Raw genomic sequence first — 18326 nt, 5'->3', positions numbered from 1 at the left:
CACACCCCTAGGTGACCCCTAACCATCGTGTACTCGGGAAAGGCGAAATCCATATCTTGTCGCCGGCGCCGGGCTAGGGGTGTAATGCGCATTCCGGGTGACAGTACGATCCGGATCGGCGGCCGACCGGCATTATTTCATTCCGGCGCCGCTGCATTTCGAATGTCGAGAGACGATCTGGAGTTGCGTCGATGCGCGAGTCCGAAAGCTTTGATCCCGGCGCACCGGACCAGCGATGGGATCTGGGCGGGCTCGCCGGGCCGGAGCGTCGGCGGCTCCTGCTCGAGATGGTGCGCGAGCAGGTCCGTACGGTGCGGAGAAAACTGGACCCGCACGCCGGACCCGACGTCGACCCGCGGCTGCCGCTGCGCGAACTGGGGCTCGACTCGCTCGGCCTGATCGAGCTGCACGCGCGGCTCAACGCGGCCACCGGGCTGGCGCTGCCCGTCACCATCGCCTTCGAGTACCCCACCAGCGAACTCCTGGCCGACCACATGCAGGCCATGCTGCTCGGGCAGGAGGCCGAGGGCCCGGCCCCGCTGCGGCGGCCCGCTCCCGACGAGGAGCCCATCGCGCTCGTGGGGATCGGCTGCCGCTTCCCCGGCGGGGTCCAGTCGCCGGAGCAGCTGTGGGACCTGGTGGCCGAGGGCCGCTCCGTACTGGACGAGTTCCCCGCCGACCGAGGCTGGGACCTGGACGCGCTCTTCGACCCCGAACCCGGCAGATCCGGCAAGAGCTACGTCACCAGAGGCGGGTTCCTGGAGACCGCCGCCGAGTTCGACGCCGGCTTCTTCGGCATCAGCCCCCGCGAGGCCCTGGCCATGGACCCGCAGCAGCGCCTGCTGCTGGAAACGGCGTGGGAGGCGGTGGAGCGGACCGGCATCGACCCGTCGGCGCTGCGTGGCTCCCCGACCGGCGTGTTCGTCGGCGCCGGATCCCTGGAGTACGGCGTGCGGACCCGGGAGGCTCCCGAGGAGCTCGAAGGCTACGTGATCATCGGCAGCGCGCACAGCGTCCTGTCCGGGCGGGTCGCGTACGCACTCGGGCTGGAGGGGCCCGCGCTCACCGTCGACACCGCGTGCTCGGGATCGCTGGTCGCCCTGCACCTGGCCGCCCAGTCGCTGCGCCGCGGCGAGTGCTCGCTCGCGCTCACCGGCGGCGTGACCGTGGTCGGCAGCCCCGGCATCTTCACCGAGTTCAGCAAGCAACGCGGCCTGGCCCCCGACGGCCGGATCAAGGCGTTCGCCGCCGCCGCCGACGGCACCAGCGTCGCCGAAGGCGTCGCCGTCCTGGTGCTGGAGCGGCTGTCGGACGCCCGCCGCAACGGCCACCGGGTCCTCGCCGTGGTCCGCGGCTCGGCGATCAACCAGGACGGGGCCAGCAACGGCCTGACCGCGCCCAACGGGGCGGCCCAGCGACGGGTCATCCGCCAGGCGCTGGCCGACGCGGGACTCACCGCGGACCAGGTCGACGTCGTCGAGGCGCACGGCACGGGAACCCAGCTCGGCGACCCGATCGAGGCGCGGGCCCTGCTGGAGACCTACGGCCTGGACCGGCCCGAGGAGTCTCCGCTCTGGCTCGGCTCGGTGAAGTCCAACATCGGGCACACCCAGGCCGCGGGCGGGGCCGCCGGGCTCATCAAGATCGTCGAGGCGATGCGCCACGGGCTGCTCCCCCGGACACTGCACGTGGACGCGCCGACGCCCAACGTCGACTGGTCGGCGGGCGCGGTCCGGCTCCTGACCGAGCCGGTGACCTGGGAGCGGAACGGGCATCCGCGACGGGCGGGCCTGTCGGCCTTCGGCGTCAGCGGGACCAACGTGCACGTGATCCTCGAAGAGCCCCCGGCGGACGAGGACGACAAGGGCCGGGACCACACCGGGGAATCGCTCCCCGACGTGCTCCCGTTCGTGATCTCGGCCAAGAGCGACGAGGCGCTCCGCGCCCAGGCCGCCCGCCTCCTGCCCCTCGTGGAGCAGGGCGGGACGACCCTGCCGGATCTCGCCCGTGCGCTCGCCGTGACCCGCACCGCCTTCGACCATCGAGCCGTCGTCCTGGCCGCCGGCGAGGACGAGGTCACGCGCGGCCTGCGCGCCGTCGCCGCCGGCCACGACGCCCCGGGAACCTTCACCGGCGTCGCCTCCGGCTCGCTCGCCTACCTGTTCACCGGCCAGGGCTCACAGCGGCTGGGGACGGGCAGGGAACTGTGCCGGGCCTTCCCCGTCTTCGCCGGCACGCTCGAGGAGACCATCGGGTATCTCGACCTCCAGCTCGACACCTCACTCTGGGACGTCCTCTACGCGGCCGAGGGCTCCCCGGAAGCCGACCTGCTGCAGCAGACGAGGTACGCGCAGGCGGCGCTGTTCGCCGTCGAGGTCTCGCTGTTCCGGCTGCTCGACTCGTGGGGCCTGCGGCCGGACTACCTGGCCGGGCACTCGGTGGGCGAGATCGCGGCCGCGTGCGCGGCGGACGTCATGTCGATCGAGGACGCCGCCACCCTCGTGGGCGCGCGCGGCCGGCTGATGCAGGAGCTCCCGCCGGGCGGCGCGATGGTGGCGGTGGAGGCCACGGAGGAGGAGGTCCTGCCGCTGCTGACCGAAGCCGTGGGACTGGCCGCCATCAACGGTCCGCGTTCCGTGGTGCTCTCGGGCGAGGAGGAAGCCGTCCTCCGGGTGGCCGCCCGCTTCTCCGACCGCAGGACCCAGCGGCTTCGCGTGAGTCACGCGTTCCACTCGGCGCTGATGGAGCCGATGCTGGCCGAGTTCCGGCAGGTCGCCGAGATCCTCGACTACGCGCCGCCGCGCGTCCCCGTCGTGTCCGACCTCACCGGCAGGCCCGTCCGGGACTTCGGCCCCGACTACTGGGTGCGTCACGTACGGCACGCGGTACGGTTCGGCGACAGCGTGTCCTGGCTCGCGGACCAGGGCGTCACGACCTTCGTGGAGCTGGGCCCCGACCCGGTGCTGTCGGCGCTCGGCCGGGAGTTCCTGGGGGAGCGGGCCGCCTTCGTCCCCACGCTCCGCCGCGGCCGTCCGGAACAGCGCGAAGTCCTCTCAGCGCTCGGCCACGCGCACGCCCGTGGCGCCACCTGGGACCGTGAGGCGCTGTTCACCGAGAGCGGCGCGCGACGCGTCGAGCTGCCGACGTACGCCTTCCAGCGCCGCCGGTACTGGCTGAACCCGCCCGCCGGCAGCGGCGGCGGAGCTCTCGGCCTGGGCCAGAAGGACGCCGGGCACCCGATCCTCGGCGCGGTCGTCCAGGTCGGCGACTCCGGCGGCGTCGTGCTGACGGGGCGCATGTCCCTCCGATCGCACCCGTGGCTGGCCGACCACGCCATCGCCGGTGCCGTCATGCTGCCGGCGACGGCCTTCGTCGACCTCGTCCTGCGAGCGGCCGACGAGGTCGGCTGCACGCGGATCGAGGAGCTGACCCTGGAGGCGCCCCTGATCCTGCCGGAGCATGGCTCGCGTGCGCTGAAAGTCGTGGTCGAGGCCGCGGACGAGTCCGGACGGCACGCCGTCGAGGTCTTCTCCTCCACCGAGGACGACGTCTGGCAGCGGCACGCCCTGGGCGTCGTGACAGCGGGGTCGGCCCGGCGGTTCCCCACCGCTGACTTCGCCGTGTGGCCGCCGGAGGGTGCGGTCCCGCTGGACGTGGTGGGGGGTTATGAGCGGTTGGCGGAGTTGGGGTACGGCTACGGGCCCGTTTTCCGTGGGTTGCGGGGGGCGTGGCGGCGCGGGGATGAGGTTTTCGCTGAGGTCGTTCTGCCCGAGGGGGCCGGGGGTGGGTTCGGGGTGCATCCGGCGTTGCTGGATGCGGCCATGCACGGGGACATGCTGACCGAGGGTGACTCAGAGGCCGGGACGTTGGTGCCTTTCGCCTGGCGGGGGGTGGAGTTGTTCGCGGCGGGGGCGTCGGAGCTGCGGGTTCGGGTGGGGCGGGCTCGTGGGTCTGAAGTTTCGGTGATCGAGGCCGTCGACGGAACCGGTCGGCCGGTGGTGTCGGTCGAGTCGTTGGTGTCTCGGCCCGTGACTGGCGCAGCCGGTGTGGATGGCTTGTGGCGGGTGGAGTGGCGTGGGCTGCCGGTGCCGGCCTCGGGTTCCGGTGTGGGGCCGGTGCGTGTGGTGCGGGTCGGTGGGGGCGGCGATGTGGGTGTGGTGTGCGGTGAGGTGTTGGGGGTTGTTCAGGAGCATGTGGCGGGGGAGGACGCCGGCTGGTTGGTGGTGGTGACGCGGGGTGCGGTGTGGGTGCCGGGTGATGGTGGGGTTGATGTGGTGCGGGCGCCGGTGTGGGGGTTGGTGCGGGCGGCGCAGGAGGAGTTTCCGGGTCGGGTGGTGCTGGTCGACAGTGATGGTTCGGCGGGGTCGGAGGCGTTGCTGGGTGAGGTGGCCGGCTGGGGTGAGCCGGAGGTGGTGTTGCGGGATGGCCGGGTGCTGGTGCCTCGTTTGGTTCGCGCGGTGGGTGCTGCTGGTGCTGGGGTGGTGTGGGGGCCGGGCACGGTGTTGGTGACGGGTGGGACGGGTGGTTTGGGGCGGTTGGTGGCCCGGCATCTGGTGCGGGTGCATGGGGTGCGGAGTTTGGTGTTGGTGAGTCGTCGGGGGTTGGCGGCTGTGGGTGTGGCGGAGTTGGTGGAGGAGTTGTCCGGGTGGGGGGCCCGGGTGGTGGTCGAGGCGTGTGATGTGGGGGATCGGGAGGCGCTGGCTGGGGTGTTGGGGCGCATTCCTGCGGAGTCGCCGTTGTGTGGGGTGGTGCATGCGGCGGGGGTGCTGGATGACGGGTTGTTCGGCTCGTTGTCGCCGGCCGGGCTGTCGGCGGTGCTGGGTCCGAAGGCGGGCGGGGCTTGGAATCTGCACGAGTTGACGCGTGATCTGGATCTGTCGGCGTTCGTGCTGTTCTCGTCGGCCGGCGGGTTGATGCTGGCCGCTGGTCAGGGTGGTTACGCGGCGGCCAATGTGTTCCTGGACGCGCTGGCGGTGCATCGTGCCGGCCTGGGACTGCCCGCCACCTCCCTGGCCTGGGGCCAGTGGCTCGACGCCGGCGGCATGGGATCCGATCTGGGCGAGTCGTACCTGAAGAACATCAGGAGTCTGGGCCTGCGCCCCTTGTCGGTCGACGAGAACCTGACCCTGTTCGATCAAGCCCTGGCCACCGGGGAGCCCCACCTCGTGCTGATGGGCGTGGACGTCCACAAGCTGCGGACCTCGGCCCACCGCGTCCTGCCCATGTTGCGCGGACTGGCCGGCAGGCAGAGGTCACGGCAGTCAGCCCGCGAGGCGTCGTCCCTCGCCGTCCGGATCGCCGACCTGAACGCGGAGGAGCGCAAGGGAGCGCTGCTCGACGAGATCAGAAGGCAGGCCTCGGCGATCCTGGGATACGACGGCCCCCAAGCCATCAGTCCCGCGAAGGCGTTCAACGAGATCGGCTTCGACTCGCTCGCCGCCGTCGAGTTGCGCAACAGACTCGGCGTCGCGACCGGGCTCCGGCTCAGCGCCACGCTGACCTTCGACCACCCTTCGCCCAACGCGCTGGCCGAGCACCTCAGCGCCCGCATGTCCAGCACCGTGCAGGCCGTACCGAAACAACGGCCCGCCCCTGCGGCGCCCACCTCCGACCCCATCGCGATCGTCGGCATGGCCTGCCGGTATCCCGGTGGGGTGAGCTCTCCCGAGGACCTCTGGCGGCTGGTGATCGACGGCCGCGACGCGATCTCCGGGTTCCCGAAGGACCGCGACTGGGACCCGGACCTCTACGACCCCGACCCTGGCAAACCGGGTAAGACCTACACCCGCGAAGGCGGCTTCCTCTATGACGCGGCGGGCTTCGACGCCGACTTCTTCGGCATCGGCCCGCGTGAGGCCAAAGCCATGGACCCGCAGCAACGCCTGCTGCTGGAGACCGCCTGGGAGGCGCTCGAACGGGCCCACATCGATCCCAACTCGCTCGCGGGCACCGAAACGGGCGTGTTCGCCGGTGTCATGTACCACGACTGGGGCCTGAGGTCAGGGCCTCTCCCCGAGGACGTCGCCGCGTACCACAGCAAGGGCAGCCTCTCCAGCGTGGTCTCCGGTCGCGTCGCCTACACCCTCGGACTGGAGGGCCCGGCTGTCACCGTCGACACCGCCTGCTCCTCCTCCCTGGTGGCTCTGCACTGGGCCGCTCAAGCTCTCCAGCGGGACGAGTGCACCTTGGCCCTCGCCGGCGGGGTGACCGTCATGTCCACTCCCGACACGTTCGTGGACATGGCTCGCCAGGGCGGCCTGGCCCCTGACGGCCGCTGCAAGTCCTTCGGGGCCGGGGCGGACGGTGTCGGCTGGAGTGAAGGCGTGGGCATCCTCGTCCTGGAGCGCCTCTCCGACGCCAGACGCAACGGGCATCGCGTGCTGGCGCTGCTGCGCGGTTCGGCGGTGAACCAGGACGGGGCGAGCAACGGGCTGACCGCGCCGAACGGGCCGTCGCAGGAGCGGGTGATCCGGCGGGCTCTGGCGGTGGCGGGGTTGTCGGCCGGTGACGTGGACGCGGTGGAGGGGCATGGCACGGGCACGCGGCTGGGTGATCCGATCGAGGCGCAGGCGTTGCTGGCCACGTACGGCCAGGAGCGTGAGGGGGATCGGCCACTGAGACTCGGGTCGATCAAGTCCAACCTGGGGCACACCCAGGCCGCCGCCGGGGTCGCGGGCGTCATCAAGATGGTCATGGCGATGCGCCACGGCGTGCTCCCCGCGACTTTGCACGCCGGCACCCCCTCGGACCAGGTCGACTGGGACCTGGGCGCGGTGGAACTGCTGACCGAGCAGGTCTCGTGGGACGCGCCCGGCCGCCCGCGGCGGGCCGGTGTCTCGTCCTTCGGAGTCAGCGGTACGAACGCGCATGTCATCCTCGAAGAGGCGCCCGGGGTCGTGGAATCGGTTGAGCCGTCACCGGTGTCCGGCCCGGTGCCGGGCATGCCGCCCGTCATCTGGCCGATCAGCGGGAAGACTCCCGCAGCGCTGCGCGCTCAAGCCGCCCGCCTGCGCCGCTACCTCGACACCCTCGACGAACACGCCCTGCCCGCGGCCGGACGGGCCCTGGCCACCACCCGCGCCGCCCTCGAACACCGCGCCGTCATCCTGGCCGACGACCACGCCCAGACCGCCACCGCCCTGGACGCCCTGTCCACCAGCTCCACCGGCTCGACCGGTAACGCGGTGCAGGATGCGGTGCGGGAGGGGAAGCTGGCCTTCCTGTTCACCGGCCAGGGTGCCCAGCGGCCGGGCATGGGACGCGACCTCTACCAGGCCTTCCCCGCCTTCGCCGACGCCTTCGACGAGGTCCTCGCTCACCTGCCCGGCGATCTGCGCGCCATCATGTGGGGCGACGACCCGGGCTTGCTGAATCAGACCGAGCACACCCAGCCCGCCCTGTTCGCCTTCGAGATCGCCCTGTACCGGCTGCTGCGCTCCTGGGGCCTGCGTCCCGACTACCTGGCCGGTCATTCCATCGGCGAGATCGCCGCCGCGCACGCCGCCGGCATCCTCACCCTCCCCGACGCCGCCGCCCTCATCACCACCCGCGCCCGGCTGATGGCCCAGCTCCCGCCCGGCGGCGCCATGATCGCCGTCCACGCCACCGAAACCGAAGTCACGCCGCTGCTGACCGACACCGTCGCCATCGCCGCCATCAACGGCCCCACCTCGCTGGTCATCTCCGGTGAGCATGACGCCACCCACCAGCTGGCCGCCCGCTTGTCCCGCCCCTCCCGGGCCTTGACCGTCAGCCACGCCTTCCACTCACCGCTGATGGATCCCGTGCTGGAGGAACTGGGCGCGTTCGCCGCGACCCTCACCCACCACCGCCCGCATACTCCGCTCGTCTCCACCCTGCACCCCGACGCCGATCCTGCCGATCCCGGCCACTGGGTGCGCCACGCCCGCAACCCCGTCCGTTTCCACGACGCCCTCACCCACACCACCGCCACCTACCTGGAACTCGGCCCGGACGCCCACCTGGCCGCCATCGCCGCCCACACCGGCCACACCGTCATCCCGCTGACCCGCCGCGACCAGCCCGAACCCGCCACCGTGCTGACCGGCGTGGCCCACGCCTATACCCGCGGGGTCCGGCTGGACTGGGACCGGTTCTACGGCCCGGTCTCCGCCCCGCCGGTCGATCTGCCGACCTATCCCTTCCAACGCACCCGCCACTGGCTGGACGCACCGGCGGGCATCGGCGGCGACGCGTCCGCACATGGGCAGACGACTGTGGACCATCCTCTGCTGAGCGCCGCGGTCGAGATCCCCGAGTCCGGTGCGACCGTCCTGACGGGTCGCGTGTCGGTTGACGCTCAGCCGTGGACCGCCGATCACGCCGTCCTGGGGAAGGTGATGCTGCCCGGCACCGCCTTCGTGGAACTGGCCATCGAGAGCGCGGACCACGTGGGATACGAGCGCATCGAGGAACTGACCATCGAGGCGCCCCTGATCCTGCCGGAGCATGGCTCGCGGGCGCTGAAAGTCGTGGTCGAGGCAGCGGACGAGTCCGGGCTCCGGCCGATCGCGATCTATTCCGGAGGCGAAGAGGACTCACCCTGGACCCGCCATGCCACAGGCGTCCTGTCGGCCCGTCGCCATGCTGCCTCGTTCGACCTCGCTGTGTGGCCGCCGGAGGGTGCGGTCGCGCTGGACGTGGCGGGGGGTTATGAGCGGTTGGCGGAGTTGGGGTACGGCTACGGGCCGCTTTTCCGTGGGCTGCGAGAGGTATGGCGGCGCGGGGATGAGGTTTTCGCTGAGGTCGTTCTGCCCGAGGGTGCGGGGGGTGGGTTCGGGGTGCATCCGGCGTTGCTGGATGCGGCCATGCACGGGGACATGCTGACCGAGGTGGTCGAGGGCGGCCCTGGGGTCGAGACGTTGGTGCCTTTCGCCTGGCGGGGGGTGGAGTTGTTCGCGGCGGGGGCTTCGGTGCTGCGGGTTCGGGTGGGGCGGGTCCGTGGGTCTGAAGTTTCGGTGATCGAGGCCGCTGACGGAGCTGGTCGGCCGGTGGTGTCGGTCGAGTCGTTGGTGTCCCGGCCGGTGGCTGCGGCGGGCGCCGACGGGCTGTGGCGGGTGGCGTGGAATGCGTTGCCGGTGCCCCCTGTGAGCGTGCACGGCGAGCCGGTGCGTGTGGTGCGGGTCGGCGGGGGCGGCGATGTGGGTGTGGTGTGCGGGCAGGTGTTGGGGGTTGTTCAGGAGCATGTGGCGGCAGAGGACGCCGGCTGGTTGGTGGTGGTGACCCGGGGTGCGGTGTGGGTGCCGGGTGATGGCGGGGTTGATGTGGTGCGGGCGCCGGTGTGGGGGTTGGTGCGGGCGGCGCAGGAGGAGTTTCCGGGTCGGGTGGTGCTGGTCGACAGTGATGGTTCGGCGGGGTCGGAGGCGTTGCTGGGTGAGGTGGCCGGCTGGGGTGAGCCGGAGGTGGTGTTGCGGGACGGCCGGGTGCTGGTGCCTCGTTTGGTTCGTGCGGTGGGTGCTGCTGGTGCTGGGGTGGTGTGGGGGCCGGGCACGGTGTTGGTGACGGGTGGGACGGGTGGTTTGGGGCGGTTGGTGGCCCGGCATCTGGTGCGGGTGCATGGGGTGCGGAGTTTGGTGTTGGTGAGTCGTCGGGGGTTGGCGGCTGTGGGTGTGGCGGAGTTGGTGGAGGAGTTGTCCGGGTGGGGGGCCCGGGTGGTGGTCGAGGCGTGTGATGTGGGGGATCGGGAGGCGCTGGCTGGGGTGTTGGGGCGTGTCCCTGCGGAGTTGCCGTTGTGCGGAGTGGTGCATGCCGCCGGGGTGCTGGATGACGGGCTGTTCGGCTCGTTGTCGCCGGCCGGGCTGTCGGCGGTGCTGGGTCCGAAGGCGGGCGGGGCTTGGAATCTGCACGAGTTGACGCGTGATCTGGATCTGTCGGCGTTCGTGCTGTTCTCGTCGGCCGGTGGACTGGTGTTGGCCGCTGGTCAGGGTGGTTACGCGGCGGCCAATGTGTTCCTGGACGCGCTGGCGGTGCATCGTGCCGGTCTGGGACTGCCCGCCACCTCTCTGGCCTATGGACTGTGGGCGTCCACGGCGGACGAGAGCGAGATGCGGCGCATGGCACGCCTGGGCATGCCGGCGATACCCGCCGATGACGCTCTGGCACTGTTCGACGCGGCGTTGTCCGTACCCGACGAACCGGTCCTGGTGCCGTTGCAGATCGACCTGGCCGCGCTGCGGAAGCGTGTCGACGACGTGCCGGCCATGCTCCGAGGGTTCCTGCGCAAGGCACCCCGGCCGATGGCGCGCGCCGCCGGGGACGAGGCCGGCGACGGTGTGCTGCGGCGACTGGCGGGCATGCCCGACGCCGAGCGTGACCGGCACCTGCTGGAACTCGTCCGCGAACACGTCGCGTCGGTTCTCGGCCACGCGAACGCGGAAGCGGTCGGACCGGACCGGCCGTTCAAGGATCTCGGCTTCGACTCGCTGGCCGGCGTGGAGCTGCGCAACCTCCTCAAGACGGCGACCGGCCTCCCGCTGCCCGCCACCCTGGTCTTCGACCACCCGAGCTCCCGCGCGATCGCCGAACACCTCAAGACGCGAATCGGCGCCCCGGGCGAAGCAGCCACCCGTGCGCCGGTGGCGGTGCGGGCGCCCGCCGAGATGGATGAACCCATCGCGATCGTCGGAATCGCCTGCCGCTATCCGGGCGGCGTGCGTACGCCGGAAGACCTGTGGCGCCTGGTGGCCGACGGCCGGGACGCGATCTCCGGCTTCCCCGAAGGGCGCGGCTGGCGGCGGGACCTCTACGATCCGGAGCCGGGCCGTCCTGGCCACACCTACGTCAACGAGGGCGGCTTCCTCCACGACGCCGCCGAGTTCGACCCCGAGTTCTTCGGCATCATGCCGCGTGAGGCGCTGGCGATGGACCCGCAGCAGCGGCTGCTGCTGGAGACCTCCTGGGAGGCGTTCGAGCGGGCGGGCATCGATCCGGCGTCGATGCGCGGCAGCCAGACCGGCGTCTACGTCGGCGTGATGTACCACGAGTACGGCAGCAGGCTCCCGTACGTCCCGCCGGAGCTGGCCGACTACGTCGGCAACGGCAGCGCCGCCAGTGTCGCCTCGGGACGCGTCGCCTACACCTTCGGGTTGGAGGGTCCCGCGGTCACCGTCGACACCGCCTGCTCGTCCTCGCTCGTGGCGCTGCACACGGCCTGTCAGGCGCTGCGCCAGGGGGAGATCACCATGGCGCTGGCCGGTGGGGTGACGGTCATGCCCACCCCCGACGTCTTCGTGGACTTCAGCCAGCAGCGCGGCCTGGCCCCCAACGGCCGTTGCAAGGCGTTCGCCGCGGCGGCCGACGGCACCGGCTGGAGCGAAGGCGCCGGGATGATCCTCCTCGAACGCCTGTCAGACGCCCGAGCCAACAACCACCCCATCCTGGCTGTCGTCCGCGGTTCGGCGATCAACCAGGACGGGGCGAGCAACGGGCTGACCGCGCCGAACGGGCCGTCGCAGGAGCGGGTGATCCGGCGGGCGTTGGCGGTGGCGGGGTTGTCCGCGGGTGACGTGGACGCGGTGGAGGGGCATGGCACGGGGACGCGCTTGGGTGATCCGATCGAGGCGCAGGCGTTGCTTGCTACGTACGGCCAGGAGCGCGGGGCGGATCGGCCGTTGTGGCTGGGGTCGCTGAAGTCGAACCTGGGCCATTCGCAGGCGGCTGCCGGGGTGGGCGGCGTGATCAAGATGGTGCTGGCGTTGCGTCATGGCCTGCTGCCCAGGACGTTGCATGTGGATGAGCCGACGCCGCATGTCGATTGGGGTTCGGGTCAGGTCAGGTTGTTGACCGAGCCGGTGGAGTGGCGGACGGGTGACCGGCCGCGCCGGGCCGGGGTGTCGTCGTTCGGCATCTCCGGTACGAACGCGCATGTCATCCTCGAAGAGGCACCCGACGCTGCGGAATCTTCCGAACCGCCATCGGCGTCCGGCACGGTGCCGCTGCTGTTGTCGGCGGGTACCGCCGCGATGCTGCCCGCGCAGGCCCGGACCCTGCGGACGTACCTGGAGGCGCACCCGGACGTGCGCCTAGCCGATGTGGGCTGGACGCTGGCGACCTCACGGGCAGGGCTCGCCCACCGCGCCGTGGTGTTCGCGGACGACCCCGCGCACGCTCTCAAGTCCCTCGCCGAGATCGGCGAGTCGGCGGCGGTCATCACCGGTGCGGTGACAGAGGGTCCGACGGCCTATCTGTTCACCGGCCAGGGTGCCCAGCGGCCGGGCATGGGACGTGACCTCTACCAGGCCTTCCCCGCCTTCGCCGACGCCTTCGACGAGGCCCTCGCTCACCTGCCCGGCGATCTGCGCGCCATCATGTGGGGCGACGACCCGGGCTTGCTGAATCAGACCGAGCACACCCAGCCTGCCCTGTTCGCCTTCGAGATCGCCCTGTACCGGCTGCTGCACTCCTGGGGCCTGCGCCCCGACTACCTGGCCGGTCATTCCATCGGCGAGATCGCCGCCGCGCACGCCGCCGGCATCCTCACCCTGCCGGATGCCGCCGCTCTGATCACCACCCGCGCCCGGCTGATGGCCCAGCTCCCACCCGGCGGCGCCATGATCGCCGTCCACGCCACCGAAGCCGAAGTGGCGCCGCTGCTGACCGACACCGTCGCCATCGCCGCCATCAACAGCCCCACCTCGCTGGTCATCTCCGGTGAGCATGACGCCACCCACCAGCTGGCCGCCCGCTTGTCCCGCCCCTCCCGGGCCTTGACCGTCAGCCACGCCTTCCACTCACCCCTGATGGACCCCGTACTGGAGGAACTGGACGCGTTCGCCGCCACCCTCACCCACCACCACCCGCACACCCCGCTCGTCTCCACCCTGCACCCCGACGCCGACCCCGCCACCCCCGGCCACTGGACGCGCCACGCCCGCAATCCCGTCCGCTACGCGGAAGCGGTGCAGCGTCTGGAGAGCCAAGGCGTCGCCCGGTTCGTGGAGGTCGGCCCGGACGCCCCGCTGGCCGCGCTCACGGACGGCTGCCTGTCCACGCCGCGCGTCGTCGTCCCGACCTCTCGTCGAGCACGACCCGAACCGGAGACCCTGCTGGAGGCCCTGGCCCGGCTGCACGTCTCCGGAGCGCCCGTCGACTGGGACGCCTATTTCGCCGGTCACCGGCCGTCCCGCGTCGACCTGCCCACCTACACCTTCGAGCGGCGGTCGTTCTGGTTGACCGTGCCGCCCAGGCCGGACGGCGACGTCTCCACGCACGGCCTCACGCCCGCCGGGCATCCGCTGGTCAGCGCGGTGGTGGCCGCTCCGGACTCGGAGCAGGTGACGCTCACGGGCAGGCTGTCGGTCGACACGCACCCCTGGCTGGCCGACCACCGGGTGCTGGGCACCCTCGTCCTCCCCGGCACGGCCTACGTGGAGCTGGCGCTGCGTGCCTGCGAGGAGGTGGGCTGCGACGCGGTGGAGGAGCTCACGATCGAGGCGATGATGCCGCTGTCCTCCGACGGCGGGACCGCCATCCAGGTCGTGGTCGGCGCCGCCGATCCCGCAGGCAGGCGGCCCATCACGGTGTACTCGCGATCGGAGGCCGCCGCGCCGGCCACAGGATGGACGCGGCACGTCACCGGCGTCCTCGCTCCGGCCGCTTCTCCCGCGTCCACCGGCCGGGCCCCGGACACCTGGCCGCCGGCCGGAGCCGAGGAGGTGGAGCTCGACGGCTTCTACGACCACCTGGCCGATGAGGGGCTCCAGTACGGGCCGATGTTCCGGGGACTGCGCCGGGTCTGGCGTCTGGGCGAGGAAGCCTTCGCGGAGGTCGCACTCCCTGAAGAGGCGCGCGACGACGCGGTACGGTACCGGATCCACCCGGCTCTGCTCGACTCCGTCCTGAACGCGAGCGACTTCATGAGAGGCCGCGGTCCGCAGGACACCGGCACGACGCAGCTGCCCTTCACCTGGTCCGGCGTGTCGCTGCATCTCGCGGGCGCCGCGCGGCTGCGGGCACGGCTCCACCAGGTCGGCGCGGACGCGGTGGAACTGGACCTGGCCGACAGCATCGGCACACCCGTCGCCACGATCCGGTCGCTCGTGGTCCGCCCCGTGACCGCCGCCCGGGTAGCGGCCGCCGCCGCCGCGACATCGGGCGCCGGACAGCAGGACTCGATGTTCCATCTCACCTGGAACCAGCTGCCGCCCGGCCGGGCCGCCGAGGCGATGCCCGATCGGTGGGCCGTGGTGGGCGACGAGGCAGGACTGTCCGGGCTGGACGACGGCATGCCGGTGTTCCCGGACGTCGCCGCGCTCGGCGCCGCCGTCGCCACGGGCCTTCCCGCGCCCGAGGTGGTGCTGCTGCCGTGCCCGCCGGACCTCGAAGCCGTGCTGCCCGGGGCCCGTGCCACGCTGCTGCACGTGCTCGCGGCCGTCCGCGCGTGGTTGGCGGACGACCGGCTCGTCGGCTCCCGCCTCATGGTGGTGACGCGCGGTGCGGTCACCCTGCCGGACGACGAGTCGCCATCACTCGCCCAGGCTCCGGTCTGGGGCCTCGTACGAGCGGCTCAGGAGGAGAACCCAGGCCGGTTCGTCCTCGTGGACACCGACGGCTCGCAGACGGCGGCCCGGCTGCTGCCCGCGGTCGCCGTCTCGGCGGAACCGGAGGCGGCCCTGCGCGGCTCCCGGATCCACGTGCCCCGCCTGGCGAACCTCCCGGCCGACGCCGCGGGCCCCCCGCGGTGGGACCCGGAGGGCACGACGCTCATCGTCGGCGGCACGAGCGGGCTCGGCGCGCACGTCGCCCGGCGACTCGCGTCGGCGCACGGAGTCCGCACGCTGACCCTGGTGAGCCGCCGCGGCGCCGACACGCCGGGAGCGGAGGAGCTCCGCGACGAGCTCACCGCCATGGGCGCCGACGTCACGCTGGCCGCCTGCGACGTGTCCGACAGAGAGGCGCTGGCCACGCTCCTGGCGGGTCTGCCGCGGCCGCTCACCGGAGTGGTCCACTGCGCGGCGGTCGCCGACAACGTCACCATCGGCGGACTCACCCCCGAACGCCTGGAAACGGTCCTCGCCCCCAGGATGGACGGCGCCTGGCACCTGCACGAGCTGACCAAGGAGAAGCCGCTCTCGGCCTTCGTCCTGTTCTCCTCCTTCGTCGGGCTCGTGGTGGGCGCAGGTCAGGCCAACTACGCGGCGACGAACAGGTTCATGGACGCGCTCGCCGTCCACCGGCGCTCCCTCGGACTCCCGGCCACCTCGCTGGCGTGGGGGCTGTGGACCACCAAGACGGAACTGGGCGGCGGCGTGACCGAGGACGACCTGCTGCGCATGCGCAGGCTCGGCATGCCCGCCATCACCACCGCCGAGGGCCTGAGCCTCTTCGACCAGACGCTGGGCATCGACGAGCCGGTGCTCGTGCCGATGCGGCTGGACCGCACGGCTCTGGCGGCCTCCGCGGACGCCGTGCCGGCGCTGCTCCGGGATTTCGCCGCGGTCCCGGCCGCCGGTCCCGCTCCGGCGGAGCCCGAGAAACCCGCCACTGGTACGGCGGGACTACGGCAGCGGTTGGCCGGACTCGACCCGGCGCGCAGCAGGGTGGTGCTCGAAGACCTCGTCCGGACGCACGTCGCCGCCATCCGCCACTCCGAGCCGGAGGCGGTGGATCTCACGACCGGCCTGATGGATCAAGGGCTGGACTCGCTGGCCGGCATCGAGGTGCGCAACCGGCTGGAGGCCGCGACCGGGCTGCGCCTGTCAGCCACGCTGATCTTCGACTTCCCGAACGTGGCGGCCGTGGCCGAGCATCTCCTGGACGAGCTGGAACTGGAGCAGGCAGCCACGCCGGCCGTGCCCGAGGACGACGAGGAAGCGATCCGTACGGCGCTCAGCTCCATCGCGATCGACAAGCTGCGGGACGCAGGACTGCTGGAGACCTTGCTCGATCTCGCCGGTACCGGCGGCGCTCGGAACGACACCGGGGCGACCAGGAGCGAGGCCATCAAGGCGATGGACATCGACGCCCTGGTGCGTGAAGCGCTCGGCGAAGACCACGGATAGGACGGCGGCCACAGGCGGATAGCCCGGAACAGCATGCCCGGGTGATCCCCGGGCATGCCGTCGTCCGCTGGATCACCTGCTCCGGGCCAGCACTCCCGACGCGTGCCGCCTCCAGGGCTGTCCGTCGTCCGTACGGGTGTGAATGGCCACCGCATGCCGTCCACCGGCGTCGACAGGACCGGCCGTGAGGTGCAACAGCAGGTCCTGCTGCGGTTCCAGGGCGAGCGGGGTGTGGATGACCAGCTCTTCCACCTCGTCGCAGCCGGTTCGTTCGGCGGCGTGCAGAGCCAGCTCGAGAAGCGCCGTCGCGGGCAGGAGCGTGGCGTGGGCGACGTTGTGGTCGGCGAGCCAGGGATGCGTCTCCAAGGAGAGCTTGCCCGTGAAGAGGTGGGTGCCGTCCGGGAGCTGGGTGGCCGTGGACAGCAGCGGGTGCGCCGTCGCTTCCAGGCCCAGACCCGCGGCGTCCTGAGGAGCTTGGGTCGCGTCCAGCCAGTGGCGACTGCGCTGGAAGGGATAGGTGGGCAGGTCGACGGGCGGTGCGGTGTCGTGCTGCAGGCGGGGCAGCGGGACGCCCCGCGTGTGCGCGATGGCGAGGCCGGTCAGCACGGTGGCGGGTTCGGGCTGGTCGCGGCGGGTCAGCGGGATGACGGTGTGGCCGGTGTGCGCGGCGATGGCGGCCAGGTGGGCGTCCGGGCCGAGTTCCAGACAGGTGGCGGTGGTGTGGATGGCGAGGTGGGTGAGGGCGTCGTGGAAGCGGACCGGGTTGCGGGCGTGGCGTGCCCAGTGGCCGGGGGTGGCGGGGTCGGCGTCGGGGTGCAGGGTGGAGATGAGCGGGGTGTGGGGGCGGTGGTGGGTGAGGGTGGCGGCGAACGCGTCCAGTTCCTCCAGTACGGGGTCCATCAGGGGTGAGTGGAAGGCGTGGCTGACGGTCAAGGCCCGGGAGGGGCGGGACAAGCGGGCGGCCAGCTGGTGGGTGGCGTCGTGCTCACCGGAGATGACCAGCGAGGTGGGGCCGTTGATGGCGGCGATGGCGACGGTGTCGGTGAGCAGCGGCGTGACTTCGGTTTCGGTGGCGTGGATGGCGATCATGGCGCCGCCGGGCGGGAGCTGGGCCATCAGCCGGGCGCGGGTGGTGATGAGGGCGGCGGCGTCGGGGAGGGTGAGGATGCCGGCGGCGTGGGCGGCGGCGATCTCGCCGATGGAGTGGCCGGCCAGGTAGTCGGGGCGCAGGCCCCAGGAGCGCAGCAGCCGGTACAGGGCGGTTTCGAAGGCGAACAGGGCGGGCTGGGTGTGCTGGGTCTGGTTCAGCAGGCCAGGGTCGTCGCCCCACATGATGGCGCGCAGATCGCCGGGCAGGTGGGCGAGGGCTTCGTCGAAGGCGTCGGCGAAGGCGGGGAAGGCCTGGTAGAGGTCGCGTCCCATGCCGGGCCGCTGGGCGCCTTGCCCGGTGAACAGGAAGGCCAGCTTCCCCTCACGTACCGCGTCCTGATGGAGCTGCGGGTGCGGGCGACCGTCGCTCAGGGCTTCGAGCCCCATCAGAAGATCCGCACGGGTCGCGCCGACGATCGCGGCGCGGTGGTCGAAGGCTGACCGCCGGGCCAGCGTGCGGTGTGCCTGAGCGGAAGTGACCTCAGGGTGAGCCGTCAGATGCCTGGCCAGTTGCCGGGCCTGCGCACGCAGCGCGGTCTCGGACTTGGCGGACAGCGGCCAGATGGTGGGTTGGTCGCCGGACTCCGGAACGTCCGGGATCGACGGCGGTGCTTCGAGGATCACGTGGGCGTTGGTGCCGCTGATGCCGAACGAGGAGACGCCCGCACGGCGGGGCCGGTCGTGAGCGGGCCACGGCTCCGGTTCGGTGAGGAGCTTCACGTGGCCGGCGGTCCAGTCGACGTGGCGGCTGGGTTCGTCGATGTGCAGAGTCGCGGGGAGCACGCCGTGGCGCATCGCCATGGCCATCTTGATGACACCGGCGACCCCGGCGGCGGCCTGGGTGTGGCCCAGGTTCGACTTGATGGAGCCCAGGAGGACCGGGTTGTCGGGGGTCCGGTCACGACCGTACGTGGCGAGGAGCGCCTGCGCTTCGATCGGGTCGCCGAGCGTGGTGCCGGTGCCGTGCGCTTCCACGGCGTCGACGTCGGCGGCGGTGAGACCGGCCGCACGCAGCGCTTGGTTGATGACGTCTTGCTGGGCCGGCCCGTTCGGGGCGGTGAGTCCGTTGCTGGCTCCGTCTTGGTTGATGGCTGTGCCGCGGATGATGGCGAGGATGGGGTGGTTGTTGGCTTGGGCGTCGGATTGGCGTTCGAGGAG

General features: G+C 72.0%; 2 protein-coding genes. One reads left to right on the top strand and one right to left on the bottom strand.

The window, feature by feature from the left end:
- Positions 1 to 191: 191 nt before the first annotated feature.
- Entirely contained in the window at positions 192 to 16019 is a 15828-nt protein-coding gene (locus tag ACGFI7_RS41465) for an SDR family NAD(P)-dependent oxidoreductase (RefSeq protein ID WP_393415265.1), read from the top strand.
- Between the two features lie 72 nt (positions 16020 to 16091).
- On the opposite strand, the gene ACGFI7_RS41460 is transcribed toward ACGFI7_RS41465, so the two are convergent.
- On the bottom strand, positions 16092 to 18326 hold a 2235-nt coding region (locus tag ACGFI7_RS41460), incomplete at its 5' end, for a type I polyketide synthase (protein WP_393415262.1).

It is taken from the genome of Nonomuraea sp. NPDC048826 (genome assembly GCF_043198225.1).
In the GTDB taxonomy this organism is placed as follows: Bacteria; Actinomycetota; Actinomycetes; order Streptosporangiales; family Streptosporangiaceae; genus Nonomuraea.
This window is presented reverse-complemented; position numbering and strand designations above follow the sequence as displayed.

What these genes read in the sequence shown, in the direction of transcription:
- ACGFI7_RS41465 (WP_393415265.1), top strand. Translation starts at nt 192, where the DNA reads ATGCGCGAGTCCGAAAGCTTTGATCCCGGCGCACCGGACCAGCGATGG.